Annotated in this window: 19 protein-coding genes; 11 read left to right on the forward strand and 8 right to left on the reverse strand. The window is 61.4% G+C overall.

What is annotated here, in order from left to right:
- The first annotated feature begins 47 nt into the window (after positions 1 to 47).
- The 4 genes from ACEK02_RS24585 to ACEK02_RS24600 all read left to right on the forward strand — a co-directional run bounded on the left by ACEK02_RS24585 (position 48) and on the right by ACEK02_RS24600 (position 8,824).
- Positions 48 to 1,445, forward strand: a complete 1,398-nt coding sequence (locus ACEK02_RS24585) for a CoA transferase (protein ID WP_371424113.1) — start codon at positions 48 to 50, stop codon at positions 1,443 to 1,445.
- Between the two features lie 220 nt (positions 1,446 to 1,665).
- Positions 1,666 to 2,838 (forward strand): efflux RND transporter periplasmic adaptor subunit, encoded by a 1,173-nt coding sequence (locus ACEK02_RS24590; protein WP_371424132.1) that lies wholly within the window; start codon positions 1,666 to 1,668, stop codon positions 2,836 to 2,838.
- A 36-nt stretch (positions 2,839 to 2,874) separates the two neighbouring features.
- Positions 2,875 to 5,997, forward strand: a complete 3,123-nt coding sequence (locus ACEK02_RS24595) for an efflux RND transporter permease subunit (protein ID WP_371424114.1) — start codon at positions 2,875 to 2,877, stop codon at positions 5,995 to 5,997.
- Between the two features lie 262 nt (positions 5,998 to 6,259).
- Positions 6,260 to 8,824: an HWE histidine kinase domain-containing protein gene (locus tag ACEK02_RS24600; protein ID WP_371424115.1), complete on the forward strand. Its 2,565-nt coding sequence runs from the start codon at positions 6,260 to 6,262 to the stop codon at positions 8,822 to 8,824.
- Position 8,825: 1 nt separating this feature from the next.
- On the opposite strand, the gene ACEK02_RS24605 is transcribed toward ACEK02_RS24600, so the two are convergent.
- Positions 8,826 to 10,187, reverse strand: coding sequence for a TolC family outer membrane protein (locus ACEK02_RS24605; protein ID WP_371424116.1), 1,362 nt, complete (start codon positions 10,185 to 10,187; stop codon positions 8,826 to 8,828).
- Positions 10,188 to 10,578: 391 nt separating this feature from the next.
- On the opposite strand from ACEK02_RS24605, the gene ACEK02_RS24610 reads away from it, so the two are divergent.
- Positions 10,579 to 12,429 carry an acetyl-CoA hydrolase/transferase C-terminal domain-containing protein gene (locus ACEK02_RS24610; RefSeq protein WP_371424117.1) on the forward strand — a complete coding sequence of 617 codons (1,851 nt, stop codon included), beginning with the start codon at positions 10,579 to 10,581 and terminating at the stop codon, positions 12,427 to 12,429.
- Here ACEK02_RS24610 and ACEK02_RS24615 read toward each other — a convergent pair.
- Together ACEK02_RS24615 and ACEK02_RS24620 are read right to left on the reverse strand one after the other, a co-directional pair.
- The gene (locus tag ACEK02_RS24615) at positions 12,426 to 13,205 is read right to left on the reverse strand and encodes an enoyl-CoA hydratase (protein WP_371424118.1); all 780 of its coding nucleotides are present in this window, start codon (positions 13,203 to 13,205) and stop codon (positions 12,426 to 12,428) included. The genes ACEK02_RS24610 and ACEK02_RS24615 overlap by 4 nt on opposite strands.
- 75 nt (positions 13,206 to 13,280) lie before the next feature.
- A complete protein-coding gene (locus tag ACEK02_RS24620) occupies positions 13,281 to 13,958 on the reverse strand; it encodes a hypothetical protein (RefSeq protein ID WP_371424119.1) in 678 nt (225 codons plus the stop codon).
- Positions 13,959 to 14,302: 344 nt separating this feature from the next.
- Between ACEK02_RS24620 and ACEK02_RS24625 the strand changes: the two genes are divergently transcribed.
- Complete coding sequence (locus tag ACEK02_RS24625; RefSeq protein WP_371424120.1) at positions 14,303 to 14,848, forward strand: sigma-70 family RNA polymerase sigma factor; 546 nt, start codon at positions 14,303 to 14,305, stop codon at positions 14,846 to 14,848.
- Between the two features lie 2 nt (positions 14,849 to 14,850).
- Complete coding sequence (locus tag ACEK02_RS24630; protein WP_371424121.1) at positions 14,851 to 15,489, forward strand: NrsF family protein; 639 nt, start codon at positions 14,851 to 14,853, stop codon at positions 15,487 to 15,489.
- Here ACEK02_RS24630 and ACEK02_RS24635 read toward each other — a convergent pair.
- The 4 genes from ACEK02_RS24635 to ACEK02_RS24650 form a co-directional block, all read right to left on the reverse strand.
- Positions 15,483 to 15,689 carry an NAD(P)-binding protein gene (locus ACEK02_RS24635; RefSeq protein ID WP_371424122.1) on the reverse strand — a complete coding sequence of 69 codons (207 nt, stop codon included), beginning with the start codon at positions 15,687 to 15,689 and terminating at the stop codon, positions 15,483 to 15,485. The genes ACEK02_RS24630 and ACEK02_RS24635 overlap by 7 nt on opposite strands.
- On the reverse strand, positions 15,686 to 16,660 hold the full coding sequence (locus ACEK02_RS24640; RefSeq protein WP_371424123.1) for an NAD-dependent epimerase/dehydratase family protein: 975 nt from the start codon (positions 16,658 to 16,660) through the stop codon (positions 15,686 to 15,688). Before ACEK02_RS24640 ends, ACEK02_RS24635 begins: the two co-directional genes overlap by 4 nt.
- Positions 16,661 to 16,850: 190 nt before the next feature.
- A complete protein-coding gene (locus ACEK02_RS24645; protein ID WP_371424124.1) occupies positions 16,851 to 17,963 on the reverse strand; it encodes a DUF2336 domain-containing protein in 1,113 nt (370 codons plus the stop codon).
- Between the two features lie 68 nt (positions 17,964 to 18,031).
- Entirely contained in the window at positions 18,032 to 19,180 is a 1,149-nt protein-coding gene (locus ACEK02_RS24650; protein WP_371424125.1) for a GGDEF domain-containing protein, read from the reverse strand.
- A gap of 555 nt (positions 19,181 to 19,735) precedes the next feature.
- On the opposite strand from ACEK02_RS24650, the gene ACEK02_RS24655 reads away from it, so the two are divergent.
- The 4 genes from ACEK02_RS24655 to ACEK02_RS24670 all read left to right on the forward strand — a co-directional run bounded on the left by ACEK02_RS24655 (position 19,736) and on the right by ACEK02_RS24670 (position 23,788).
- Positions 19,736 to 20,305, forward strand: coding sequence for a sigma-70 family RNA polymerase sigma factor (locus tag ACEK02_RS24655; RefSeq protein WP_371424126.1), 570 nt, complete (start codon positions 19,736 to 19,738; stop codon positions 20,303 to 20,305).
- Entirely contained in the window at positions 20,302 to 21,042 is a 741-nt protein-coding gene (locus tag ACEK02_RS24660; protein WP_371424127.1) for a hypothetical protein, read from the forward strand. The genes ACEK02_RS24655 and ACEK02_RS24660 overlap by 4 nt, the downstream gene beginning before the upstream one ends.
- 76 nt (positions 21,043 to 21,118) lie before the next feature.
- Positions 21,119 to 22,873, forward strand: a complete 1,755-nt coding sequence (locus ACEK02_RS24665) for a S8 family serine peptidase (RefSeq protein ID WP_371424128.1) — start codon at positions 21,119 to 21,121, stop codon at positions 22,871 to 22,873.
- 408 nt (positions 22,874 to 23,281) lie between these two features.
- Positions 23,282 to 23,788 carry a TIGR03809 family protein gene (locus ACEK02_RS24670; RefSeq protein ID WP_371424129.1) on the forward strand — a complete coding sequence of 169 codons (507 nt, stop codon included), beginning with the start codon at positions 23,282 to 23,284 and terminating at the stop codon, positions 23,786 to 23,788.
- Here the strand turns inward: ACEK02_RS24670 and ACEK02_RS24675 are convergent.
- On the reverse strand, positions 23,785 to 25,155 hold the full coding sequence (locus ACEK02_RS24675; RefSeq protein WP_371424130.1) for a TIGR03808 family TAT-translocated repetitive protein: 1,371 nt from the start codon (positions 25,153 to 25,155) through the stop codon (positions 23,785 to 23,787). The genes ACEK02_RS24670 and ACEK02_RS24675 overlap by 4 nt on opposite strands.
- Positions 25,156 to 25,696 lie beyond the last annotated feature (541 nt).

The raw sequence follows: 25,696 nt of genomic DNA on the forward strand, positions 1-25,696 counted from the left end.
TGGAAGCGTGAGCTGAATCGGTGGCGTGGGAAAGGGGAAGGGCGTTGATGCACAACAATCGTGAACGACTTGCGGACCTCTGGAAGCAGGTCGGCGGTGATATTGCGGCGCTTCAGCGTGTCACGTTGACCGGTCATGAGCCGCAGTTGCCGTCGTCGTTCCATGTCGGCACGGCCGCTCAGATCAGTATCGCTGCGTCCGGAATGGCGGCCGCCGAAATCTGGCGGCTACGCAGCGGGCAGACGCAGACTGTCTCTGTCGACATGCGCCACGCCATCGTCGAATGCCGCAGCGAGCGCTATCTGCGCTGCGACGGCAATCCGCCGCCGCCCGCCTGGGATGCGATCGCAGGCGTCTACAAGACCGGTGACGGCAAGTTCGTGCGGCTGCATACCAATTTTCGGCATCATCGCGACGCCGTCTGCCAGGTGCTGTCATGCGCGCCGGAGCGCGAAGCCGTGCAGGCGGCGTTGATGCAATGGAACGGCGAGGCCTTCGAGACTGCGGCCTATGCAGCTGGCGGCGTCGTGGCGCTGATGCGGTCCCATGACGCATGGATGGCGCTGCCGCAGGCGCAAGCCATCGCAGAACTGCCGCTTGTGGAAATCACCCGGATTGGCGACGCCGACCCCAAGCCGTGGCCGATCGGCGCCCGGCCGCTCGCGGGACTGCGCGTGCTCGATCTCTCACGCGTCATCGCAGGCCCCGTCGCAGGTCGTACCCTTGCGGCCCATGGCGCGGATGTGATGCTGGTTTCCAGCCCCGATCTGCCGGCGATCCCGTGGCTCACCATCGACACCGGGCGCGGCAAGCTCTCGAGCTTCGTGGATCTCCAGGGCGAGCAGGGGCGCGACACCTTGCGAGGATTGCTCGCGCAGGCGGATATCTTCTCGCAGGGCTATCGCCCGCAATCTCTTGCGGCACTCGGCTTTTCGCCGGTTGAAGCAGCCAGGCTCAGCCCGGGCATCGTCTATGTCTCGCTCTCGGCCTATGGCCGCTCTGGTCCCTGGGCGGAACGGCGCGGTTTCGATTCACTGGTGCAATGCGCCACCGGCTTCAACCATGCCGAAGGGCAGGCGGCAGGCGTCGAGGGACCCAAGGAATTGCCGGCGCAAATGCTCGATCACGCTACGGGCTACCTGATGGCGTTCGGGGCCATGATGGCGCGTGCACGTCAGGCGCGCGAAGGGGGGAGTTGGCACGTCCAGGTCTCTCTTGCCCGCACAGGTAAATGGCTATGGGATATGGGGCGGCTGCCCGATGGCTTGGCTGCGGCGGATCTGGCGGGGGAGACGGTGAAAGAGTTTATAGAGGATATGCCGTCGGGATTCGGCATGTTGTCTACGGTTTGTCATGCAGCGGTGTTATCGCGCACACCAGCATCATGGGCGCGTCCGGCCATGCCCCTCGGCACCCATCCGGCGGTATGGCCGACCGGTAATTGAAATTCACTCTCGGGATTTCAAAGTTTTAACGAAGATTCGTAAGTGCACATGCGTTTTTAGATTGTCTGAACGACCAGATGCGCACTATTAGCGCGTGAATGGGACAAATCGCCGCGGAATAAGTGCGTTTCCTACCAAGGACTTGGCAGTGACGAATTTAGATCAACAATCTCAGATGTTTAGCGGAAAGCGCCTGATCGCGGGCGGTTGCATTGCTGCTATGCTGGTCGCCGCAGGTATTGGCTACGCGCGGCTGTTGACCCCGTCGAAGGGGCATTCCGACGTTTCGAGCCAGTCCCGGAAGAATCCGCAGCGCTATACCACCTCGCCGTCTGAATGGGCCAGCCTGACCATCGAACCGGTTACCGTGCATGCCTTCCGTGCCGAACACGTCACCGAGGGCAAGATTGCGGTCGATGAAGATCGCTCGACACCGATCTTCTCGCCCTATGCCGGCCGCGTGACCAAGCTGATGGCCAAGCCGGGCGACCATGTCGAAAAGGGCCAGCCGCTCTTCATCATCGAAGCGGCCGACACTGTCGGCGCACAGAACGATTTCGTTGCCGCGGTCACCTCGCTCAACAAGGCGAAGTCGCAGCTTGACCTCGCGCAAATTCAGGACAAACGCGCCAAGGATCTGTTCGAAGGCAAGGCGGTACCGCTCAAGGACTATCAGCAGAGCCAGGCCACGCTGTTGCAGGCGTTGAACGATCAGCGCACAGCCGAAACGGCCTTGGAAGCGGCGCGCAATCGTCTGCGCATCCTTGGCCTCTCCGAAGAAGCGATCACGGCGTTTCAGGAGAAGGGCCGCATCAATCCGGAAACCACCATCTATGCGCCGCTCGCGGGCACTGTAGTTCAGCGCAAGATCGGTCCCGGCCAATATATCAGCGCAGGTGCTGCCGATCCGGTGTTCGTGATCGGCGATCTCTCATCGGTGTGGCTCACTGCATTTGTGCGCGAGACGGAGGCCGCTGCCGTGCAGATCGGTCAGGAAATGAGCTTCACCGTCCTGGCGCTCCCCGGCCGTGTGCTCACTGGCCGCATCAGCTACGTCGCGACCGCGCTCGATCCTGCGACGCGCCGCCTGCTCGTGCGCGCCACGTTGGACAATAGCAACGGTCTGCTGAAGCCGGAGATGTTTGCCACCGTCACGATCTACGCGCCCGGCGATCGGCCGACCATCGGTGTGCCGAAGACCGCGCTGATCTATGAAGGCGATCAGGTCCGCGTCTGGGTTGCCCATGACGAGGATAAGACGATCGAACTGCGCCAGATCAAGACCGGCATGACCAACGGCAATCTTGTCGAGGTCCATGGCAATCTGAAAGCTGGCGAACGCATTGTCACCAGGGGCAGCCTGTTCATCGACCGGGCGGCTTCCGCCAGCTAACCCCCAGCTTCGGCTCTTCTGAAAGGTCCGATCTGGATGGATCGTCTTGTTGCCTTGGCCGTCGACCGTCGCTTGCTGATGGTGGCGATGTTCGCCGTCGTTTTCATCGGCGGTCTGTTCGCTTTCAATCAGCTGAATATCGAGGCCTATCCCGATCCGACTCCGCCGATGGTCGATATCGTCACGCAGAGCAACGGCCTGTCAGCGGAGGAAATCGAACGCTACATCACGATCCCGATTGAGACACAGGTCGCAGGTATCAAGAACCTGAAAACGATCCGCACGATCTCGCTCTATGGTCTCTCTGACGTCAAACTGCAGTTCTCGTTCGACTACACCTATGATGAAGCACTGCAGCAGGTGCTAAACCGGCTGTCGCAGCTTGGGACGTTGCCGGGCAACGCCCAGCCAACTATTTCGCCGATCTCGGCGGTGGGTGAAATCTTCCGCTATCGCCTGGTGGGACCACCGAACTACAGCGTGCTCGATCTCAAGACCCTGCAGGACTGGGTGATGCAGCGCCGCTTTAGGTCGGTGCCGGGTGTCATCGACGTCATTGGCTGGGGCGGCAAGACCAAGACCTATGAAATCCAGGTCGAGTTCAACAAACTCGTCGCCTACGGCCTGACGCTGCCGCAATTGCTGACCGCAGTCGGCAATGCCAACATCAATGTTGGCGGCAATACCGTCAATATCGGTCCGCAATCGGCGGTGGTGCGTGGTGTCGGTCTCATTCGCTCGATCGACGATCTGTCCAATACGATGATCTCCCAGACCAACGGCAACCCCGTTCTGGTCAAGGACGTCGCCACGGTTTCCGTCGGCGAGAAGCCGCGGCTCGGCATCGCCGGTCTCAATCAGGACGACGACATCGTACAGGGCATCGTCCTGATGCGCCGCGGTGAGAAGAGTTCACCGACCATCGCGCGGGTCGAACAACTGGTGCAGACGATCAACCGGGGAGGCGTCCTGCCGCCCGGCGTGCGCATCGAGCGCATCTATGACCGTAAGGATCTGATCGATCTCACCACCCATACGGTGCTCCATAATATGGTGGTCGGCATCCTGTTGATCGTATTGCTGCAGTGGATTTTCCTCGGCAATCTGCGTAGCGCTCTGATTGTCGGCGCCACGATTCCATTTGCGCTGTTCTTTGCCGTTATCATTCTCGTGTTGCGTGGGGAATCCGCGAATCTTCTGTCGGTTGGCGCTATCGACTTTGGTCTGATCGTCGATGGCACAGTCATCATGGTCGAGGCCATCTTCAGACGGCTCACTCAGACGACGCCGTTGTCGGAGGCAGAGCGCAGTCACATCTCTGCCGAAACCATCATGGGGATGAAGAAGCACGGTATCCTCAGTGCGTCAGCCGACGTGTCGCGCTCGATCTTCTTCGCTGCGGCCATTATCATCGCAGCCTTCCTGCCGCTGTTCACGCTGTCCGGTGTCGAGGGCAACATCTTTGGGCCGATGGCGCGCACCTACGCCTATGCGCTCGCCGGCGGTTTGATCGCGACCTTCACCATCACGCCGGCGCTGAGCGCCATTATCCTGCCAGCGCATGTTCAGGAAACCGAGACCTGGATCGTTCGCAAGCTGCACGATCTCTATGTGCCGGTGCTGAACTGGGCTGTCGCTAATCGTAAGATCGTCATGGGCCTCGCCATCGGCCTCGTCGTCTTGACGGGGTTCATGGTGCGCATGCTCGGCCTGGAATTCCTGCCGAAGCTGGAAGAGGGCAATCTCTGGATCCGTGCCACACTGCCGCCGACGATCTCGCTGCAGGAGGGCAATACTTACGTCAACGAGATGCGCAGGCTCATTCGCCAGCAGCCCGAGGTGGAATCCGTCGTCTCACAGCATGGCCGTCCAGATGACGGCACCGACGCAGCCGGCTTGTTCAACGCAGAATTCTTCGCGCCGCTGAAACCGGCCACCGAGTGGCCGGCGCCGCAGGACAAGGATGCGCTGACGGCGCGCCTGCTCAAGGAACTGCAGACGAAATTCCCGGGCGTTGAATTCAACTTCTCGCAATATCTGCAGGACAACGTGTCTGAGGCCGTCTCCGGCGTGAAGGGCGAGAACTCGATCAAGCTCTATGGCAACGATCTGGATGCACTCACCAAGACCGCTAACGAGATCAAGGCCGTACTGTCCACGGTGCAGGGCGTGACGGATCTCGCCGTGTTCACATCGTTGGGGCAGCCAACCATCCAGATCGACGTCGACCGCGCCAAGGCCGCGCGCTACGGGCTGGCACCGGGCGATATCAACGCCACTATCAAGGTAGCCATCGGCGGCGACTCTGCAGGCGATCTCTATGAGTCCGGCAGTGATCGTCATTTCCCGATCATGGTGCGGCTGGCGCCGGAATATCGTCGTAGCGCCGAGGCGATCCAGAATTTGCGCATTGGCGCAGCCGGTCCGAACGGGACCATCGCGCAGATCCCGCTGAGTGAAGTGGCATCGATCAATCTCGTCTCGGGTGCGGCCTACATCTATCGCGAGAACCAGGAGCGTTATCTGCCGATCAAGTTCTCGGTACGCGAACGCGATCTTGGCAGCGCCATTCAAGAAGCGCAGGAGAAGGTCGCCGCGCAGGTCCAGTTGCCGCCGGGCTCACGGACCGAATGGGTCGGCGAGTTCGGCAATCTTCAGGACGCTATAGCGCGGCTTTCCATCGTGGTGCCGATCAGCCTCGCTTTGATCGGCGTGCTGCTCTGGCTCAACTTTGGCTCGATGGCCGACACGTTGCTGGCCATGAGCGTGATCCCGATGGCGATCTTCGGTGGCGTGCTCGGTCTGCTGATTACGGGTATTCCGTTCAGCGTATCGGCAGCGATCGGTTTCATCGCGCTGTTCGGCATTGCTGTCATGGACGGCATTCTGATCCTGTCGCAGTACAATCAGCTGATCGACGAGGGTCATGAGCGCATCAAGGCGGTGATCCGGACCGGCGAACTGCAGCTGCGGCCGGTCCTCATGACCTGTATCGTGGCGGGCATCGGCCTGCTGCCCGCAGCGCTCTCGGAGGGTATCGGGTCTCAGGTGCAGAAGCCGTTGGCGGTCGTGGTCGTCACCGGCATGATGCTGGCGCCGCTGGTGATCCTGATTACCCTCCCGGTGTTGATCTCGCTCTTCTCACGCCGGACCCGTTAAGCCGCTTCGCAATCGAAATGACCCGGCTTGTTCGTGCCGGCTCGGGTCGTCGCGCGCCTATGGCCTAGAAAATCGATATTGGCAGGGGATCAAAACCGGCGCTCGCCCGTTAATCGGTTCCCCGCTCGGCTGCTTTAGCCGCCGCCGGTCCGTTTCGGTAGGTGCTTTTGAACGCTGTATTTGCTGACCTTTTTTCAAGCTTGCAGCCGTGCCATGCTGGTGGCCGTCCTTTAAAGCCCCAAGCCGTTGCAGAGACTTTTTGATGCTCACCAAGGCTGACCCCGTCGACCTGACCAACTGCGATCGCGAGCCGATTCACATTCCCGGGAGCATTCAGCCATATGGATGCCTGCTGGCCTGTGATGGCTCCGTCGGCATGGTCCGGCGTCACTCGGTCAATGCTGGCACGATGCTTGGTGTGGGGTCAGGCAACATCAATGGACGAAAGCTCGATGATCTGATCGGCGAGGGGCCGGCGCACGACATTCGCAATGCGATCGCCAAATGGGGCAATCAGCAGCGCCCGGGATTGTTGATCGACTTTAAGGTCGCGTATTCGCAGACCGTGTTCAACGTCGCTGTGCACCGGCACAAGGGCGTCAACATTATCGAGTTCGAGCCTGCCAATGTCAGCGACGCGACGCCACCTCTGGAACTGTCGCGCCTGCTGATCGGTCGTATCGGCCAATGCAACGATCTCGATGTGCTATTCGACAATGCGGCTCGATTGCTGCGCGGCGCGCTCGGCTATGACCGGGTGATGGTTTATCAGTTTGCTCATGATGGCTCCGGTCGGGTGATCAGCGAGGCGCGCCGCGGCGATCTCGAGAGCTTTTTGGGGCAGCACTTTCCGGCCAGTGACATCCCGCAGCAGGCGCGGGCGCTTTACGTTCAGAACCCGGTGCGTGTCGTCTCGGATGCGAGTGGCGAGCGCGTGGCCATTGAGCCGGAGTTCGACACATCCGGTGAACCGCTCGACCTGTCCTTTGCATATCTGCGAAGCGTTTCGCCGATTCATTGCGAGTATCTGCGCAATATGGGTGTCGGCGCATCGATGTCGATTTCCATCATCCACGATGGTGTGCTGTGGGGTTTGATTGCCTGCCATCACTATGCACCGCGCGCGCTTTCCACGGAGAAACGCGTCGCTGCAGAAATGTTCGGCGAGTTTTTTTCCATGCAACTGGCCGGGCTCATTCAGAAACGTAAGCTGGCGGCCAGCGAAAATGCGCGGCGCTATCTCGATCAGTTGCTGCGTAATGTGTCGCATCACGGCAATGTCGATAGTCTGCTCAAGGAAAGCATTCGCGATTTTAGCGCTCTAATGCCGTGTGACGGCGTCGGCCTTTATCTCAACAAGACATGGACAGCGCACGGCAATGCGCCGCCGGTTGCGGCAGTGCCCGCGCTGATGGGCTTCATCAACACGGTGGCCGAGGGCAGGGTGTGGGCGACGAACGCATTGTCGGATCGATTGCCGCCGGCTGAAGACTATGCTGCTGCCGTCTCCGGCGTGCTGGCTGTGCCGTTGTCCCAGTTTCCGCGTGACTATCTGCTGTTCTTCCGCAGCGAAGTAACGCAAACGCTGAACTGGGCAGGCGATCCCAACAAGACATACGAAATCGGCCGGTTGGGCGATCGGCTGACGCCACGCAAGAGCTTCGCGATCTGGAAGGAGACTGTGCAGCGTCAATCCCAGCCGTGGCTGCAAAACGAGCGTGACACCGCAGAGGCTGCGCGCTCGGCTCTGGTCGAAGTGGTGCTTCGCTATAATGAATTACTGGCGGATGAGCGGCACAAGGCCGACCTGCGCCAGAAAATGCTGAATGAAGAGCTCAATCATCGCGTCAAGAATATTCTCGCGCTGATCAAATCGCTGGTCTCGCACCCGGTGGAGGATGGCCGCAGCATCGAGGATTACGTCGCCTCCCTGAAGGGGCGCATTCAGGCGTTGTCGCTGGCGCATGACCAAGTTATCCGCGGCGCTGGTGGCGGTGCGCTAAAGGGATTGCTCGATGCGGAATTTTCGCCGTATCGCGAGACGGTGAAAGCGATCGAGGCGACCGGGCCCGATGTTTCGCTCGATGCCCGAGCCTATTCGGTACTTGCTCTGGTGCTGCACGAACTGGCCACCAATGCCGCCAAATATGGTGCGCTTTCCGTAACCACGGGGCGCTTGTCGCTCCAGTGGAAACGAACCGCTATCGGCGATTGCGAAATCCACTGGCTTGAGCGCGATGGCCCCCTTGTCACCCCGCCATTGCGGCGGGGCTTTGGATCGATGCTGATCGGTCGCAGCATTCCCTATGACCTCGGCGGCGAAAGTGACGTCGACTATGAGCCGGCCGGCGTACGCGTGCGGCTGCTCATCCCGGCGCGCTTCGTTGTCTGGCCCGCGCCGGTGGCGGTGCGCAACCAGCGCGCCCGACGCGAGGACAACAAGCCGATGGCGTCGATGCGTGGCTTGAAGGTGTTGATGGTCGAGGACCAGCTTCTGATTGCCATGGACGTCGAGACCATGCTGACCCATGAGGGCGCGGCATCGGTCGAGACGGCGTCTTCGGTCAAGGAGGCATTGATCGCGCTGACGATCATGAGGCCTGATGTGGCGATCCTCGACGTCAATCTCGGCAATGGCAATTCGATGCCGGTAGCCCAGGCATTGCGCGAGCACGGCATCCCCTTCGTCTTCGCGACGGGCTATGGCGAGACCAGCCTGATCCCGGCGTCGATGGATGACGTGCCGATCGTGCGCAAACCCTACGATCTCACTTCGCTGGTCGCTGCGATGACCACGGCGATGGGGAAGAAGAGCTCGGCCGGATAGTTTATTGCCCCGAGGGAGTGCGTAGCCCGTGCCAGGCATCGCGCACCTGATGGTAGTGAACTTCCGGCAGGTAGTCTGGCGTGTTCAGCCCAAGCGTCTTCACATCGAGCCTGCCGACCGCGCTGAGCAACGAATAGGATGCGATGACCCGGTCACGCTGCGCACCGATCAGGCGGGCTTTAGCCTGCACAAGATCCTGCTGTGCGTTCAACACATCGACAGTCGTGCGCTGACCGCCCTGGGCTTCGCGCTGTACGCCCTGCAGTGCAACGCCAGCAGCGCGCACTTCGGCTTCAGCGGCACTCACCGCGGTCTTGGCGCCTTCGTTTGACACCCATGCACCGACGACTGCGGTGCGGGCCTGGTTGCGGACCTGCTCGAGCACCAGGCGGCTGACCGACGATAGTTCCTTGGCCTGGCGCGTCTGTGCAGCACCGAGGCCGCCGTCATAGATCGGTGCAGTCAACTGGCCGACAATAGAAGCCTGGTCGGTGCCAAAAGTGCCAAGCGTCGGATCCGATTGGCTGGATTTGCTGGCGCTGCCCTGCAGCGTAAGAGTGGGCAACAGGCTGCTCTCGGCCACCTTGATCGTCGTGGTTGCCACGTCGACATCGTAGCCGGCGGCCAGCACTGCGGGATGCGCCTTGAAGGCCTGGTTGACCGCATCGTCCTTGTTGCGCGGGAGCAACCGATCCATCGGTTCGGCCGGGCTGAGCCGCGAGGGTGACGTGCCGATGACCTGCGCATAGGTCGCCTGGCTGATCGCAAGATTGACCTCGGCAGCGTTCAGGTCGGCCTGACCGCGGGCCAGTCGAGCCTCGGCCTGAGACGTATCGGTGGGGGTGACGTCGCCGGCATTGAGCCGCTTCTGGGCTATCCCGAGGGTCTCACGGAGCGAAGTCACGTTGGCGCGCTGGGCTTCGACCAGCGATTGGTTGGCGAGAACATTGGTATAGGCAACGACAGCGTCGAGCAGCACGCCCTGGCCGACATTCCGCAGCGCTTCCCGGCCGGACTGCACCTGCAATTCCGCGACGCGGACGCTGTTGGCTGTCTTGTTTCCGTTATAAAGCGTCTGGGTGACGGTGACGCCGATGGTCCATGGCTTCAACGTCGCGCCCTGGATGGTGTTGTCCACCAGCAGGTTACGCACGGCCTGAAGGCCATAGCTCAGCGTGGCAGCAACCTGCGGCCGGTAGCCGGCCAGCGCCTGCGGGACGTTCTCATCGGTCGCGCGCTGGCGAGCCCGTTCACCGTTCAGTTGCGGATTGGATTGATAGGCCTTGGCAAGCGCTTCCGAGACAGTTTCGGCACGCGCATCGACCGCAGCGAAAATGCCATAGCCGGTGAGGCTCAGGGCCATGCCTGTCCGGAGCGCGCGTCTTGCGACGAGGCCAAATATGCCGTGATGACGAACCATGTTATCCCAAAGCAGTCTTCGGACGTCCGCCCCCCGCTGACGCCCACGTATGTTTAGAGGGCGTTGCCTTTGCAGGCAAACCATCCGGTGAAGAACCTCCGAGCTTTTGCGCTTTCCCCACAGGGCATTTGGCTGCCCCGATTTGCTTGATTGATCAGGACCATAGGGCGGATGAGCTGCTCCGTGAATGCGGCGAATAAACCCGGCTTCACACGGCCGCGTGTGTTGCATGTCGGGCACATTTCTGAATAACCGTGCGCGGTGGTAACTCTGCGCCGGCCTCGCTGCGCGATTGCGTTGAGGAGCAGCCGATCTTGTCCCATCCGGAATGCCCATGCCCAAGATCTTCACCGATTCCGACGCCATCGCGGACGACATCATTCGCGATGTCGGGTCTACGCTCGTTGTGGGATTGCCGCTCGGACTTGGCAAGGCAAACCACATCATCAATGCGCTCTATCAGCGCGCGCTGGCCGATCGCAGCATCCGGCTGACTTTCTTCTCCGCGCTGACCCTGGAGAAGCCGAAGCCGTCCAGCGAGCTGGAGAAACGATTCATCAATCCGGTGATAGAGCGTTTGTTCGGTGGCTATCCTGACCTGGCCTATGCAACGGCGCTTCACAAAGGCGAGCTTCCGCCGAACGTTCAGGTCAACGAATTCTTCTTCCTTGCAGGAAAGTGGCTGCGGGTCGCCGATGCGCAGCAGCACTATATTTCAGCGAACTACACCCATGCGGCGTCCTATCTGCTGACGCGTGGCCTGAACGTGATCACGCAACTGGTGTCGAAACGCGTCGTTGACGGGGTCACGCGCTATAGCCTGAGCTGCAATACCGACACCACGCTGGACCTCCTGCGCGCGCGCAACGAGGGTCGCGTTTCGTTCAGGCTGATCGGTCAGGTCAATTCGGAACTGCCATTCATGCCGGGGCAGGGCGATCTCGCAGGTGATGAGTTTCACGCGGTGCTTGACAGTCCGGATACCGAATTTCCGCTGTTCGCACCACCGTCAGAACCCGTCAACGACACCAAATATGCCATCGGCTTGCACGCTGCGGGCCTGGTGCGTGACGGTGGCACGCTGCAGATCGGCATCGGACAAGTCGGCGATGCGCTGGCGCGGGGGCTGATCATTCGTCAGCGCGACAATGCGGCGTTCCGCAATCTGTTGCAGCGCCTTTCTCCTGACGCGCCTCCGAAGGAAGTCGCAACGTTTGAACACGGCCTCTATGGCGTCAGTGAAATGCTGTTCGAAGCGTTTCTCGGTCTGATGGAAGCCGGCATTCTCAAGCGCGAGGTGGATGGCACCATCGTGCATGGCGCATTCTTTCTGGGGCCGAAGGCATTCTATCAGGCGCTGCGCGACATGGCGCCGGAACGTTTGGCAAAAATCCAGATGATGCCGGTGTCATTCACCAATGAGCTCTACGGCGATGAAGAGGGCAAGCGCCGTGCGCGTGTGGATGCACGCTTCGTCAACAACACGATGATGGCGACGCTGATGGGAGCCGCGATCTCTGACGGTCTCGAGACCGGGCAGGTCGTGAGTGGTGTCGGCGGGCAGTATAATTTCGTGTCACAGGCCTTCGCTCTGGAAGGCGCGCGCTCGATCCTGACTCTCGAAGCGACGCGTGCCGGCAAAAAGCCAATCTCCAATATTCGCTGGAGCTATGGCCACACCACGATCCCGCGACATCTGCGCGACATCATCGTGACGGAGTATGGTGTCGCCGATCTGCGCGGAAAATCCGATGCGGATGTGATTGCGGCAATGCTGCAGGTGTCCGACTCGCGCTTTCAGCCGGAGCTGATGAAGCAGGCCAAGGATGCGGGAAAGCTTTCCAAGAGCTATGATATTCCTGCAGCATATCGCGACAACGTGCCCGAGCGGATCTCTGCTGCGCTCAAGCCGGCGCGGGACGCTGGTCTTTTGCCCATGTTCCCGTTTGGTAGTGACTTCACCGCCGTCGAGCAGCGCCTGATCCCTGCATTGCAGATTCTGAGCGCTGCATCGGTGTCGCCGCAGAAGGTCGCCGGGTTGTTCTGGCAGGGCATGACGCATACAGCCAGCGCATCCGATGAAGCGGCGCTTGCGCGGCTCGGGCTCGATCGTCCGGCCACATGGGCCGAACGAGCTTATCGGGTGCTGGTATCCGCCGCGCTCGCGCGCAGCAATCCGGCCTAGCGGTTCTTGTTGACGGGCTTCCGCTTCTCGATGAATGCGGCCATGCCTTCGGAGCGATCCTCCAGCGCAAAGGTCGCGTGAAACAGATCGCGCTCGACCTTGAGGCCCTCGGTGAGCGGCGTCTCGAAGGCGCGGTTGACGGCGTTCTTTGCCATCGTCGCCACGGGGCGCGACATGGCCGCGATCTTTTCCGCCATGGCGATGGCTTCTTCCATCAGCTTGTCAGCCGGGACAATGCGGCTGACGAGACCGGAGCGCTCGGCTTCCGCCGCATCCATCATCCGGCCTGTGAGGCAAAGGTCCATCGCCTTCGATTTGCCGATGGCGCGGGTGAGGCGCTGGGTGCCGCCGATGCCGGGAATGGTGCCGAGCGTGATTTCCGGCTGGCCGAACTTCGCGGTGTCCGCTGCGATCATGATGTCGCACATCATTGCGAGCTCGCAGCCACCGCCGAGAGCGTAGCCGCTGACTGCAGCAATGGTCGGCTTGGTGCAGGTGGCCACGCGGTCGCCGCCGATCGCAGTGAAATCACTGGAGAACATGTCGATGAAGCTCTTTGGCTGCATCTCCTTGATATCGGCTCCGGCGGCAAATGCCTTCTCGCTACCGGTCACGATGATGCAGCCCACAGTGGCGTCAGCTTCGAGCTCGTCGATGGCGATTTTGATTTCGCCGAACACGCCGAAAGAGAGCGCATTGAGCATCTTCGGGCGGTTCAGCGTGATGATGCCGACCGCGCCCTTGCGCTCAACGATGAGGTGTTCGTAGCTGCTCATGTTCCATCCCGCGGATTTTGCTGAAGCCGCCAGGATCGGCGACCCCCAGCAATTTGCCCGCTCGGGGGATGGGGTTCAAGCCATAAACATGCGGGCCGCGGAGGCCATGGTCAGCAGGCCGCCGAAGGCGATGAAGATCTTGCCGACGAGGGAGGTCTTGTCCCAAGTCGTGCTGTCCGCGCTGGCGACTTCCTGTGTTGGCGCATCGATGGTGGCCTTCGCGAGCGTCAGCGGTGGCTTGTCTTCGCTGATGGCACGATCGAGGTCGTTGAGCTGGTCAGCGGCAACGAGCTGCGCATTGCTGGCGCCGGAATCCGGCGTGGTCGTTGCGGGCTGTTCCTGCTGGCCGCTGATTTGGCCAAGCGTACTGCCGGCCTGCGATGTCATGTTGTAGGTGTTGGTCGCTGTCGTCTCGGAGGGCCACTGCGCATTGGCATTGGCGACCGATGCCGAAATTGCTGCGTCGCCGTGTTCCGGCTTGGCGTCGTCCGCCTTGGCGGTATCCTCCTCAGTCGGCTTTTTTGACCCCCTGGTTGCCTGCCGGTCGGATTTGCGCGATTTCGCTTCGGTCTTCCTGGCCCGGTGCTTGGTGGCCTTCGCGGGCTCTGCAGACGTGTCTGTGGCGCTGCCGACCATCGCGGCTGGCGCGGCAGCCTGGGTGTCGTTTTCGGTCGCATGAAGTGGCACCGACGTGCAGATCCACAATCCGGCTGCGATGGCCAATGCCGCGCGCCCGCTGGTTCTGATGTTCATGGAAATCTCCCCGAAAATACCGGCCCCCAATGGCCGCAAAGGAGACTGCGGAGGTGTTCACAGCGGGGCAAAAAAAGGGAATCTTCGGACGAGTTCGGCAAAAACGGGGCATGGAGGTCGCGGCGGTCATCGTCTGCACGGGCGTCAGGAAAAATCTGCCTTTGAAATCAAGGCGACGGATGCCACTCTGATGGTTCGATGTTATGAGCCGGATACCTTTACAGTCCCTGGCTCGAAATTGGGGGCGCGGATTGGGGCGCAGGCTAGGCTTCACGGTTCCGTGATTTTCCTTTCAGCTGGCGTAACAAATTGAAGTATCCGCCGAATTGGCTTTAGGAGCGCGCGTGCGCGGACGTGACGACGAATGGACCGATCTGATGCGGTCGGCCAATGCAGGGGATAGCGCTGCTTATCATCGCCTGCTGAAGTCAGTTACGCCCGTGCTGCGCGCCGGAGCGCGGCGGGGCCTGTCACGGGCAGGCCAGCCGCCCGATCAGGCCGAGGATATCGTGCAGGACATTTTGCTGGCGGTCCATTTGAAACGGCAGACCTGGGATGCGGACGCGCCGTTCGCGCCGTGGCTGTTTGCGATCGCCCGCAACAAGCTGATCGACGCGCTGCGCCGGCGCGGGCGTCGGATCTTCGTCAATATCGACGATTTTGCGGAGACGATTCCGAGCGAGCCACCGGCTGAAACATTACCGACCGTCGAGATTGCCAACCATCTCGCCGATCTTCCGCCGCGGCAGCGCGACGTGTTGCAATCGATCGCGGTAGAGAGTGCATCCATCAAGACCACGGCGTCGAAATTGTCGATGACCGAAGGCGCCGTGCGCGTGGCGTTGCATCGTGGGCTTGCGAGCCTCGCAGCCAAGCTGCGAAAGGACTGACCATGGATACCGATCGCCTGATTCAAACGCTGGCTGCCGATAATGATTATCGTGCCCGTCCCGCCAACACCCAGCTTGCGATGGCCTTGCTGGTCGCGCTGCCGGTGGCGGCGGCGATGCTGCTGGTAACGCTCGGCATCCGTCCGGATTTCATGTCGGCAATGCGAAATCCGTTTTTCGATACCAAGTTCGCGGTCACACTAGCACTCGCCATTCCGGCGATCGTTATCAGTGTTCATCTGTCGCGGCCGGAGGCGGCGCTTGGTCGCTGGATCTGGCTGCTGCTGCTGTCACCATTCATTTTGGTGGCTGCGATCATCGCGGAGATGATGGTCCCGCAGCGCATGCCGATGATGATGCGGATGATAGGCAAGAATTCAATGGTCTGCATGTTGGCGGTGCCGGTGCTGTCTTTGCCCATTCTTGCAGGCTCGCTGCTGGCGTTACGTCAGGGTGCACCGTCGCGCCCGGCTTTGGCAGGTGCGTTCGCTGGATTAATGTCGGCCGGATTGGCTGCGACGCTTTATGCCGCGCATTGCACCGACGACTCGCCATTGTTCGTGGCGACCTGGTACACGCTCGCTACGCTATTGGTGACAGCGCTCGGTGCAGTCATCGGTTCAAAAGTGCTGCGCTATTGATCGGCGCATAGGCTGCGCGCTTTCCGCGAAGAATGATCTTCATTTAGCCGACGCGATAGCCGCTGGACGGCCAGCACGCCGATGTTAGAGCCCTTCTCGTAGATGTCGAAATTGAGCCCCTTGTTGTGCAGGGCCTTGGCGACTGCAATGCCGGACGAACCGGCGCCAATGATGCAGATGTCGGCTGCAGGCTCGGTCATGCAGCAGATTTCTCGGCGAGGTGCTGGCGATACTGGTTCACGATGTCCTCGAAACTCTTGTCGGCGACGACACCGACGGACGGCGCGCGAGTAGAAATAAAGCCTTTCGGCCAGCTATCGACGATCTTCTTCAGTTCCGGGTCGAGGGCATAAGTCACATTCGGCGTGGTGTTGGTGACACGCGCGATCGATTCAACGATGTCTTCCATGCTGATCGTCAGGGCAGGCTGATTAAGCACACGTTTGCCGCGCAGCTTGACCGGATCTGCATTGTGAAGCGTGATCAAATTCTGCGCAACGGTCCCCACCGAGACGACCGGCACTTTCGTGTCAGCGCGCAATGGGCAAATCGACGGCTTTCCGGCGACGCCATCGCGAACGATGCCCGCGATACGGTCCGATACCGATTGGGTCGGTGGCCCCGGATGCACCAGTACGATCGGCAGGCGCAAGGCACGTGCATCGACCATTCCGTGGCGCGTGGCGTCCGACAACATCAATTCAGCGATGGCCTTGTGCGTGCCATAGGAGGTCTGCGGGCGCTGCAAGTGGTCGTCATCGACATTGTCTGGCAACAATCCGCCGAACACCGCGATCGAGCTTGGAAAGATCAGGCGGGGCGGGGCATCCTTGGCGCCGACGGCATCGATCAATTCGGCGAGAGCCGAGACATTCACGGCGAGCGCGCGCGCCGGGTCCTGTTCTGCGGCGCTGGTCAGCACAGCCGCCAGATGGAACACGCTATGGGGCTTCCAAGCCGCGACCTGCTTCAGCGTATCGGGTGCGTCGATGCCGGCTTGCAAGTGCCTCACACGTGGGTCGGATGTTGGCGGCAAATGTGTATCGAGAAGGAAGAGCTCCTCGATTGTCTCGCCTGTGCCCACAGCATTGGTGAGCGCGCCTGCCTGAAGAAGCGCAGAAGTGAGCGTCCTGCCGATGAAGCCACCGGCGCCTGTGATCAAGACCCGCATGAATTCCGCCCTGCTTGATGCCAACCCATTCCAGCGTTGTTCGCCGTGATTGAGGCATCACTATCAGCGCATTCCCTGGCAAGTCGATGCCTGCTGGTGGAATGGCAGGTCAGCGCAATTGGCGTTGCGGCCCTCGATCGCAATGGCCAGACTGCGGCTACCCGCGTGAAAACACGCCGACTGACAAACCTCAGGCGGCCGGTGCTTCCGATGTCGCCTGCTGCATGCGGTGGAAGCGCAGGACCTGTTGCGCCGCGGAGATACGGAGACGCTCATAAGTCTCGCGGTCGGTCGCGCTGTCAGACAGTTGCGCTCCTGCGAGTTGCTCGCGCATGTTGATGATGGTCTTGACGGTCTTCCATGCAAAATTCGCGACCTTGCACAGAATGAAAATGCCCTCGCTGCGGGATTCGATCATCATGGTTTCCGCGACCGAGACCGGCACATTGGCCAGGCACGCGAGCGCGGCGTTAGCCTCGTCGAACTTGCCGGCTTCGGCGAATTTCGCCACTTCGTTTTCATCCAGCCGACCGTCTTCAAACAGCGAGCGCACGAGACCATGGGCAATGATGGTCTGCTGACTGATGCCGGCAGGTGCGGAGCGCACCCGCCGGGCGACCTGCTGGACCACCAGCGATATGTCGGCCGCATGGTGTGCGTGGGCGGCTTCCAGCTTCGCCCGGACCGAGGCCGACGCCTTGGCGACGAGCTTCAGATAGTGGTGGCGCGGAATGGAGGGACGCAGGCCAACGCATGTGGCAATCGTATCGTTGCCGTCAGCGCGGGAGAGCAGAGTATTGTAACCGTGCTCCGAAATGTCGGCGCCGCGATTGTTAACGGTGCTGGTGACGACGGCGTCGTTGCCGCGTTCGACGAGAACATCCGTCAGCGCGCCGCTCAGGACCTTACGCGTCGAAATCGCGAGCAGATGGTCCTGGCTCTTGGTGCGTGCATTTTCGATCAGCGCTTGGTCATCGAGCTGCTCCGATTGGGAGAGCACGGGGGAGGCGACCTCGATCAAATCGTCGAATGCGAGGGTCCGGACGATCCGGGGCGGTGCGACAGGGATGGGTGCCAGTCGTTCGGCCAAAAGGGCCTTTGCTGACGCTTCCATATGCGTCAGCAGGCAATCGAAAACGTCGTCGAATACTGCGATCTGCGCGTCGGAGTAATCCACGGCGTTGTTGACGAACAGATCCGTGACACGGCGCAGCGTTTCCACGCGCCGCGCGACCGTCCCGTGGGCCAGTGCGGCGTCAAGCTCGTCGAGTAAATTTGCCGATAACGGCGACTTTGAAGCCATAAATAAAATCCCGCAATTCCAATCGTGCCCCGCTGCCACTGTGCTGCAGTTGGGGTAGTCAAATTTGTTCAGGCACCTGCAATTCGGTTTCGTCCACGCTCCTTGGCAATATAAAGCGCGCTGTCGGCACGTGCGAGCAAGGTGTCGGGTGTGTCGTTTGGACCCAATGTCGCAACGCCGCCCGAAATCGTCACGGTCAAGCCGTCGGAAAATGCACTCCAGTCCAGTGCTTCGACAATCCCCCGCAAACGGTCGAGCATATGCACGGCCTTGTCATGCGGCGTGTCCGGCAGCACCAGCAGGAATTCCTCGCCGCCATAGCGGCCGAATTTATCGATGCTGCGGATATTGGCGAAAATGGTGATGGCGAAGGTCCGCAGCACTTCGTCGCCGGTCGGATGCCCGAAATTGTCGTTGATCCGCTTGAACCAGTCGAGGTCGATCAGCGCGGCCGTGCAGGGCGTGTTGCTGCGCTGTGCGCGAATGATTTCGTCGTCGAGCTGCCGCATGATGCAGCGACGATTGAGCGATCCCGTCAGTTCGTCGAGCTCTGCGAGTTCTTCGATGCGCTTGTAGGCGGCCTCAAGTTCAACGCGGCGCCGAAACAGCGCATCGCGCAGCGAGCTGGAGAAAATGCCAATGAACATGCTGCGGGCGATGGTCATCGAGAATGTCAGCAAGGTACCGAAGCGCTCGATCGAGTTGCCGGAGGGCAACGTCAGGGGCAGGTCGAAGAAAAAATAGAGCAGTGCGAGGCCACCGGTTATGACGGTCCAGGCGCCGACAGCCTCACGGGGCGAGGTACGCAGGGCGATGACATTGGCCACAAGGAAGAGCGCACAGAGAAAAACGACGGCGACATTGGGCGCTGCATAAACGAAGGTCAGCTGAAGTGCGTAAGTGACAGCCGTGTAGGGCGCTGTGAAGAAGTGATCGCGCCAGCCGTCCGTCAGGCCGCTTTCGGAGATCGCGAGGAAGATCAGTACAGAGGCAAAAGCGCAGCCGGCATAGGCTGCGACGATGATGCCGTCGATCGTGCCCGCGGCGAGGAACACGAGAAGCAACGCGATGTTGACGGTGTGACTGGCAGCCGCCAATGCGAGCATTTGACGCCGACGCCTCAGACGGCGCGCCAGAATATCTGCCGGCAGCTCTCCGTCGACGGCTTCGAAGTCGCCGTTGACTGGATTCAAGGCTGATAAAGCGGCTGCGGTCATTGAGCCCATCGACGGGTTTTACTGACGGAACTCTACTGCTCAAAGCCTTTAGGTTTGGTATCTATTGCCGCCAGCCAAATCTGGTAATCAGCTACTTCATTCGCTGGTCTCGGCGACAAAAATGTTAACGGATCGAGTGCTGCGGGAATACCAGAGGATAACAAGCGTAGCTTTGTTATTTAAGTAAAATGCCCGGGCCGATGAACGAGCCCGGGCGAGTTCACTTGATGTGGCGGACAGGCCGCCAGGACAAGTTACGGTATCCATTTACGAGGGTTTCGGGATGTGGCTGAAAAATGCCGGTTCCGCAGCCTCAAGGCTGTTCCGGAAGCCACGACTTGGTAAGGTTGCCACGTGAATCGCTGGTGTCCGGGTCGGAAATCCCTCAGCATTATGCTACCTGTCACCCGGTCCGCTCGATAAAAGGGCGGGCCAAAGCCCTTTCGGTGCGGTCAAAGCAGCCATAACCGGTATATTCCGGCCCATTCGAGAAGATTTTGCCTTGTTAATCGAACCTCTTACATCCTCATTCAGACCAACATTGCGAGACGGGCATTGAGCGTGACACAGGCGGCATCGGATGAGGTTCTGATCGCCCGGATTGCGCAGGGCGACCGTCTTGCGATGCAGGTGCTTTACGGCAGGCACCATGTCCGGGTGTTTCGCTTCGGCCTTCGGTTGGTGCGGAACGAACAGATTGCTGAAGATCTTATCAGCGAAGTGTTCCTGGATGTGTGGCGGCAGGCCGGCAAATTCGAGGGTCGCTCAGCGGTCTCGACCTGGCTCTTGGCGATTACGAGGTTCAAGGCGCTGTCCGCGCTGCGCAAGCGCAAGGATGCTGAACTGGACGACGAGACGGCCAACGCGATCGAGGATACGTCCGATAATCCCGAAGTGTCGGTTCAGAAAAAGGATACCGGTGACGCGTTGCGGAAGTGCCTGACGTCCCTTTCGCCCGAGCATCGGGAAATCGTCGATCTCGTCTACTACCACGAGAAGTCCGTGGAAGAGGTGGCCGAGATCGTCGGAATTCCCGAGAACACCGTCAAGACGCGCCTGTTTTACGCGCGCAAGAAATTAGCCGATCTGCTCAAGGCAGCCGGCATTGAACGAGGCTGGCCATGATGGCGATGAGCAACAAGGTGCCGACCCAGGAGCCGGGCGAGATCGAGGCGTTGCTGCCTTGGCACGCCGCAGGCACGCTCAACGCGCGTGATACTCGCCGCGTCGATGAGGCGCTCGCCAATGACCCTGAATTGGCGAAACAATATGCCGTGATCCAGGAAGAATATGCCGAGACCATTGGTCTCAACGAGAGCCTCGGTGCGCCGTCCTCTCGGGCGATGCAGAAGCTGTTTGCTGCGATCGACGCCGAGCCGGCGCGCAGCGGGGCGACCTCGCTTGGTCTGTCGGCGCGGATTTCCGGATTTTTCGCATCGCTGTCGCCGCGGACGCTGGCGGCTTCCGCCGCCGTCGGCGCGCTTGCTATCATGCTGCAGGCCGGCGTGATCGGCACCGTGTTGATGCAGCGTGATACGCGTACATTCCAGACCGCGTCCTATGAAACCGCGCCGTCGCCAGCGAGTGCACCGACCACCGTCACCCGGTCGCTCGCGCCGGCGCCGGCACCGGCATCGACAGAAGCCCCCACGCGGCTGTTCGTCCGCTTTGCGCCGACCGCGCGGGTGTCCGACATCACCGCGTTGCTCGACAGCTATCAGGGCACGATCGTCGATAGCGGCAAGGACGGACTGTTCCGGCTTCAGTTCGGCAATCGCGCCATGACCAAGGACCAGATCGCTGGTCTGGTTCGTCGGCTTGAGAACGAGAAGATCGTCAGCATGGCGGTTCAGGCGCAGTAGCGCCGTCGGTTGATCCGATCCGCATTGCGCGTGCGAGGCCTGTTCCATGAGACATGATCGTGGCGCCTCTAGGCCAATGATGAAATGCACGGCCATTGTGCTCTCGCTCGCCGTGGCGTGGCTGTTCGGTCTTTCGGTCGCCGGCGCGCAGAGCATGATGCGTTCGCCGAACCTCAATATCGGCTCACGTATTCCCACGATCACGCCCAGCACAACGGCACGGATCAATCCGAATGTCGCTGCCGGGGCGGGCCGTATGGCCGGGCGTGGGCCGTCGATCGCTGGCCGCGGGCCGGCAGCTATTCGGGTCGGCAACACCGGTATCGGTGCGCGTGGGCCGACAATCGGTACGACAGCCAGCCGGACACCGCCTGCACCCACACGGCCAGGGCGCACGCCGCCAGCGAAGATTGTCGCCGTGCTGCCGGCCATTCCCTATGTGCGCTATTCGCCGAACACATATCCCAGTTGCGCCTATGCCAATCGCGCGGCATCCGGCGAATGCAACGAGAGGCCGTTCGTTGCTGATCTCGGCGGCGGCGGTCCGACGCCGCGCAGTCAGAATGCCGGTGGTGGATCGCGCAGCAATGGCCCGCAGGCGGCCCTCAACACGCGTTATATTCCCCGGCAGATCGTTGCCGAACTCGACGACGCGCTGACGCCCGATCAGGCTTCTGCGCTGGCCCAGCGGTTGCGCCTGGAGCGTCTGTCGTCGCAGGATTTTCCGCTCATCGGTGCGACGATCAACCTGTTCCGGATCACCGACAACCGTTCGGTCGAGACTGTCGAGTCCCAGATGCGCGCCGAGGCTGGCGTGCGCGCCGTGCAGCCCAACTACCGTTATTTACTGCAGGATCAGGTGACGACACCGGTGCCGGGCGAGGGCGATCCCGCGCAATATGCGCTGGCAAAACTACGTCTGCCCGAGGCCCACAAGCTGTCGGCCGGTGCCAATGTCACGGTCGCGGTCATCGACTCCGGCATCGACGTCGCCCATCCCGAACTTGCTGACGCCATCGTCGGATCTTTCGATGCGCTTGGCAGCAAGGAGGGCGCGCATGTGCACGGCACCGGCATTGCGGGGGCGATCGTATCGCATGCACGGCTGATGGGAAGCGCGCCGCGCGCGCGCATTCTTGCCATTCGCGCCTTTGGCGTATCGCAGAGCGGTGCCGAGAGTTCGTCCTTCGTGATCCTCAAGGCCATCAACCATGCGGCGATGAACGGGGCACAGGTCATCAATATGAGCTTTGCCGGTCCGCAGGATCCGCTGATCGAACGCGGTATTGCAGCGTCAGCCAGCAAGGGCATCGTGATGGTCGCAGCGTCAGGCAATGCCGGGCCGAAATCGCCGCCGCTTTATCCTGCGGCCAGCCCGAGCGTGATCGCCGTCAGTGCCACCGATGCCTATGACAGACTATTCGCCGCATCGAACCGTGGCAGCCACATCGCAGTGGCTGCGCCGGGCGTCGATATCTTCCTGCCCGCGCCGGACAACAAATATCAGATGACATCCGGCACCTCGTTCTCTGCTGCTTACGTCAGCGGGCTCGCCGCCTTGATGATCGAGCGCAATCCGCAACTGCGGCCGGACGAGATCCGCAGCATCCTGATGACAACCGCGCGTGATCTTGGCGCGCCCGGGCGTGACGACCTGTTCGGCGCCGGAGTGGCCGATGCCTATAGCGCGGTGTCGGCAGTGCAGGGGACTTCGCCGCCGGTGGCGACGGCGCCCGCGGCGGTGACGCCCGTTGCCGTGACCGCGCCCGCACCGACCACGCGGGCCCTCGAGGCGTCGTCGCCGTCGATGGCATCAGGCCCGCAAAAATAATCGATCCATTGTTGAACGTCTGGCCGGGTGGGCCGGACATATGAATGCGGGAGCGGCATTCCCTCCCCAACGAGGCCATATCCGGCGCGTGCGCCCAAACATCTGCGCCCGGTATAGCTTGACCCGTCCGGCTGTCCCCCCGGACGGGTCTTTCGTTTTTGTTAACCAAAAATTTTAACCTTCAGGTCATAGGTTACCGGTGCATGGCCCGGCATCGAGCAAGGCTCAAGCAAGGCTTGACTGCAATACCTGAGGTTTAACGGGGCTTTCTCACGTGTTTCCAACGCAACTGTCCAAGTTCGGCCACATTGCGCTGGACCCCGGGAACTTTTCCACAGAAACTCTCCAAGTATTGGTGAGTGATTCGTTTGTTGCTTTGCGTCCGTTTTTTCTCTTGCGGACATTTCCATGTCACTTCACCTGAACTTTCCTTACCCGCCTGCCGGCATTGGTCGGCCATTGGCCCAGCGCTGGTGCGATCTTGCCGAGAGCCGGCTGGATTACCTGACAGAACTGTTCGAGAGCGGGCGGTGGCGCCGCTTTCACAGCGAAGCCGAGTTTCTCGACAATATTCAGGAAGCCAAGGAAGCGGTTGAACGCTGGCGGCTGATGGTCGAGGCCGAGACCGCCGCCGTGAGGCGCGTGCTGTCTCCGGAAGGGGTGATCTACCGCGCGCCGCGCGCTGCTGAACCATCACGGCCTGCTGCTGTCGCTGCGCCAGTGGTCGCGCCATTGCAGCCCGACGTCGCGCCGGTGGCTGAAGCGGCTTCGCTCGACCTGATCCCGATCGAAACCCTGTTGCGGCAGGCTCCGCCACGCGAAGCGACGGTGACGCCGCAAGATCTGGATTGGCAGAAAGCGCTCGATCCACTGGTGATAAGCGCGCGCTATCCGATGCTGCGGACGGCGCTTTAGCGCACCGTGTTGCCGGAGAGGGCAACCTGCTGATAGCGCTGTGCGCCATCGGCGGTGAGGTCCGGCGTCACCGGCCTTGCATGATCGAGGCCGACCACTGCGCCGCGCGGCGCGCCTGAAATCATGTTGTTGCTCACCAGGGCCGTGCCGGCACCCGGTACGACCGACACGCCGATGCCGATAAAGCTGTTGCGCACGACGTTGCCGGTGATGGCGACATCGCGCAGATACTTGCCCCAGCCCGCGATCATGCCGAAGGACGGCGCGTTCTCGACGACATTGCCGGTCACACTTGCGTCCGCCTCGATATAGATGCCGATGCCGGCATCGTCGTCGGGCGCCGTGCCGATCGGGCGCTTCGGGATCAGGTTGCGGATGATGTTGCCCTGAACGACCGCGATGCGGCCGCCCTCGTTGAAATTGCAGACGGAGACGCCGAGCGCCGCACCATCGACGGTGTTGTTGGCGATGACCGCGGCCTCGAAGGCGAATTCCGAATACAGCGCGACTTCGCGCACGCTCGAGACGCTGTTGCCGGTGATGTGGATGTTCGACGCCGAATTGCCGCGTACGGCCGAGTAATCACAATTGCGGATGCGATTGCCGGACACGATGACATTGCCGGCGCGGAATGCGTTGATGGCATTGCCATACTGACCGGAGCCGCCGGGACCGGCCTTGATGTCCTCGATACGGTTGTCGATCACCTGCGTGCCGTCGTCGCCGATCGCGGTGCGCAGGATCTCGATGCCGTTGCTGCTGGTGCCGGCGATGGTGTTCTGCGCGACGATCAACCCCTGCGCATCGAATGAGACGATCGCCGTGGTGGCGATGTTGGTGAGTGTATTGCCGGTGATCGCCCCCGCGGTGTTCTCCAGCCAGATGCCCGCGCCGCCGCTATTGGTGATGGTGCAATTGCTGATGCGGAGGTCGCGCGCCTGCACCATGTGCAGCAGCCCGCGTCGCGGCGGCAGTTTGGCGAAGTTGCCGTCCAGCGTGAGGCCGCTGAGGCTGACATAGTCCGCGCCTTCGCCCGACAGCAGCGATGCGCCGCCGCTGAAGGTGAGTGTCGTCGCACCGCGCATGCCGATGATGTGCGAGCCGCGCGCCAGCTTGAGCATGCCGGTGCGATAGATGCCGGGTGGCAATGCGAGCGGGGCCTGCGTGCGTGCTGCCTCGTCGATGGCACGTTGCAATGCGCGGGTCTGGTCGTCCTGGCTGTTGGGGCGCACGCCATATTGCGTGGCGTCGCGCCCGAGCGTCGAGGTGAGCGGGGCGGCGCGTGCCGCGTCATGGGATGCGGCAAATGCGCCGGCGGCGAGACCCGCGCCGGACGCAGTCAGCAGATGGCGGCGATGCACGTCCATGACCCAAGATCCCGGTGGATGTCCGCTCATGACGTAACGCAAGATGATGCGCGTTGGGTTGCCCGGCGAGAGCGGCTGGGATGAATGTGCAGGGTAGGGTTAATGATGCGCTCACGTTATGGCCTCTCATGTGCGGCATGCGCCGGGCATGATAGATAGCCATGATGACGCTCTGCAGGAGAGCACAGCGTAGGATGGGGTGAGCGTCTTCGCGAAACCCATCGCCGTCATCGCGTTTGTTGATGGGTTTCGCTCCGGCGCGATGCGCCTCCGCTCTACCCTTCCTACGGCCTGACGCTTCGGCCTCATCGGATTCAACTGTCAAACAGCCACTGCCATTCAGACATGCGTGATCGCCCCTGTTATTTGCGGCGCGGGGGCGCCGTCGTCGCCTGCATTCCCGCCCCCTTGCGAGAGGGCGTGCGGAACGCCGGGTGCCCGATGCACCCCTGGGCCTGATGCCGATGCGGTCTTCCGCAAGGCTATGCATCAGGACTTTCGGAAAGCACGGGCGATTGCCCGACGTTCCGCCTGCGGTGTT

The organism is Tardiphaga sp., from assembly GCF_041424195.1.
Taxonomy (GTDB): Bacteria; Pseudomonadota; Alphaproteobacteria; order Rhizobiales; family Xanthobacteraceae; genus Tardiphaga.

What these genes read in the sequence shown, in the direction of transcription:
- ACEK02_RS24665 (WP_371424128.1), top strand. Translation starts at nt 21,119, where the DNA reads ATGATGAAATGCACGGCCATTGTGCTCTCGCTCGCCGTGGCGTGGCTG.
- ACEK02_RS24605 (WP_371424116.1), bottom strand. Translation starts at nt 10,187, where the DNA reads ATGGCCCTGAGCCTCACCGGCTATGGCATTTTCGCTGCGGTCGATGCG.
- ACEK02_RS24660 (WP_371424127.1), top strand. Translation starts at nt 20,302, where the DNA reads ATGATGGCGATGAGCAACAAGGTGCCGACCCAGGAGCCGGGCGAGATC.
- ACEK02_RS24635 (WP_371424122.1), bottom strand. Translation starts at nt 15,689, where the DNA reads ATGACCGAGCCTGCAGCCGACATCTGCATCATTGGCGCCGGTTCGTCC.
- ACEK02_RS24590 (WP_371424132.1), top strand. Translation starts at nt 1,666, where the DNA reads ATGCTGGTCGCCGCAGGTATTGGCTACGCGCGGCTGTTGACCCCGTCG.
- ACEK02_RS24650 (WP_371424125.1), bottom strand. Translation starts at nt 19,180, where the DNA reads ATGACCGCAGCCGCTTTATCAGCCTTGAATCCAGTCAACGGCGACTTC.
- ACEK02_RS24670 (WP_371424129.1), top strand. Translation starts at nt 23,282, where the DNA reads ATGTCACTTCACCTGAACTTTCCTTACCCGCCTGCCGGCATTGGTCGG.
- ACEK02_RS24615 (WP_371424118.1), bottom strand. Translation starts at nt 13,205, where the DNA reads ATGAGCAGCTACGAACACCTCATCGTTGAGCGCAAGGGCGCGGTCGGC.
- ACEK02_RS24620 (WP_371424119.1), bottom strand. Translation starts at nt 13,958, where the DNA reads ATGAACATCAGAACCAGCGGGCGCGCGGCATTGGCCATCGCAGCCGGA.
- ACEK02_RS24630 (WP_371424121.1), top strand. Translation starts at nt 14,851, where the DNA reads ATGGATACCGATCGCCTGATTCAAACGCTGGCTGCCGATAATGATTAT.
- ACEK02_RS24610 (WP_371424117.1), top strand. Translation starts at nt 10,579, where the DNA reads ATGCCCAAGATCTTCACCGATTCCGACGCCATCGCGGACGACATCATT.
- ACEK02_RS24595 (WP_371424114.1), top strand. Translation starts at nt 2,875, where the DNA reads ATGGATCGTCTTGTTGCCTTGGCCGTCGACCGTCGCTTGCTGATGGTG.
- ACEK02_RS24645 (WP_371424124.1), bottom strand. Translation starts at nt 17,963, where the DNA reads ATGGCTTCAAAGTCGCCGTTATCGGCAAATTTACTCGACGAGCTTGAC.
- ACEK02_RS24585 (WP_371424113.1), top strand. Translation starts at nt 48, where the DNA reads ATGCACAACAATCGTGAACGACTTGCGGACCTCTGGAAGCAGGTCGGC.
- ACEK02_RS24675 (WP_371424130.1), bottom strand. Translation starts at nt 25,155, where the DNA reads ATGGACGTGCATCGCCGCCATCTGCTGACTGCGTCCGGCGCGGGTCTC.
- ACEK02_RS24600 (WP_371424115.1), top strand. Translation starts at nt 6,260, where the DNA reads ATGCTCACCAAGGCTGACCCCGTCGACCTGACCAACTGCGATCGCGAG.
- ACEK02_RS24640 (WP_371424123.1), bottom strand. Translation starts at nt 16,660, where the DNA reads ATGCGGGTCTTGATCACAGGCGCCGGTGGCTTCATCGGCAGGACGCTC.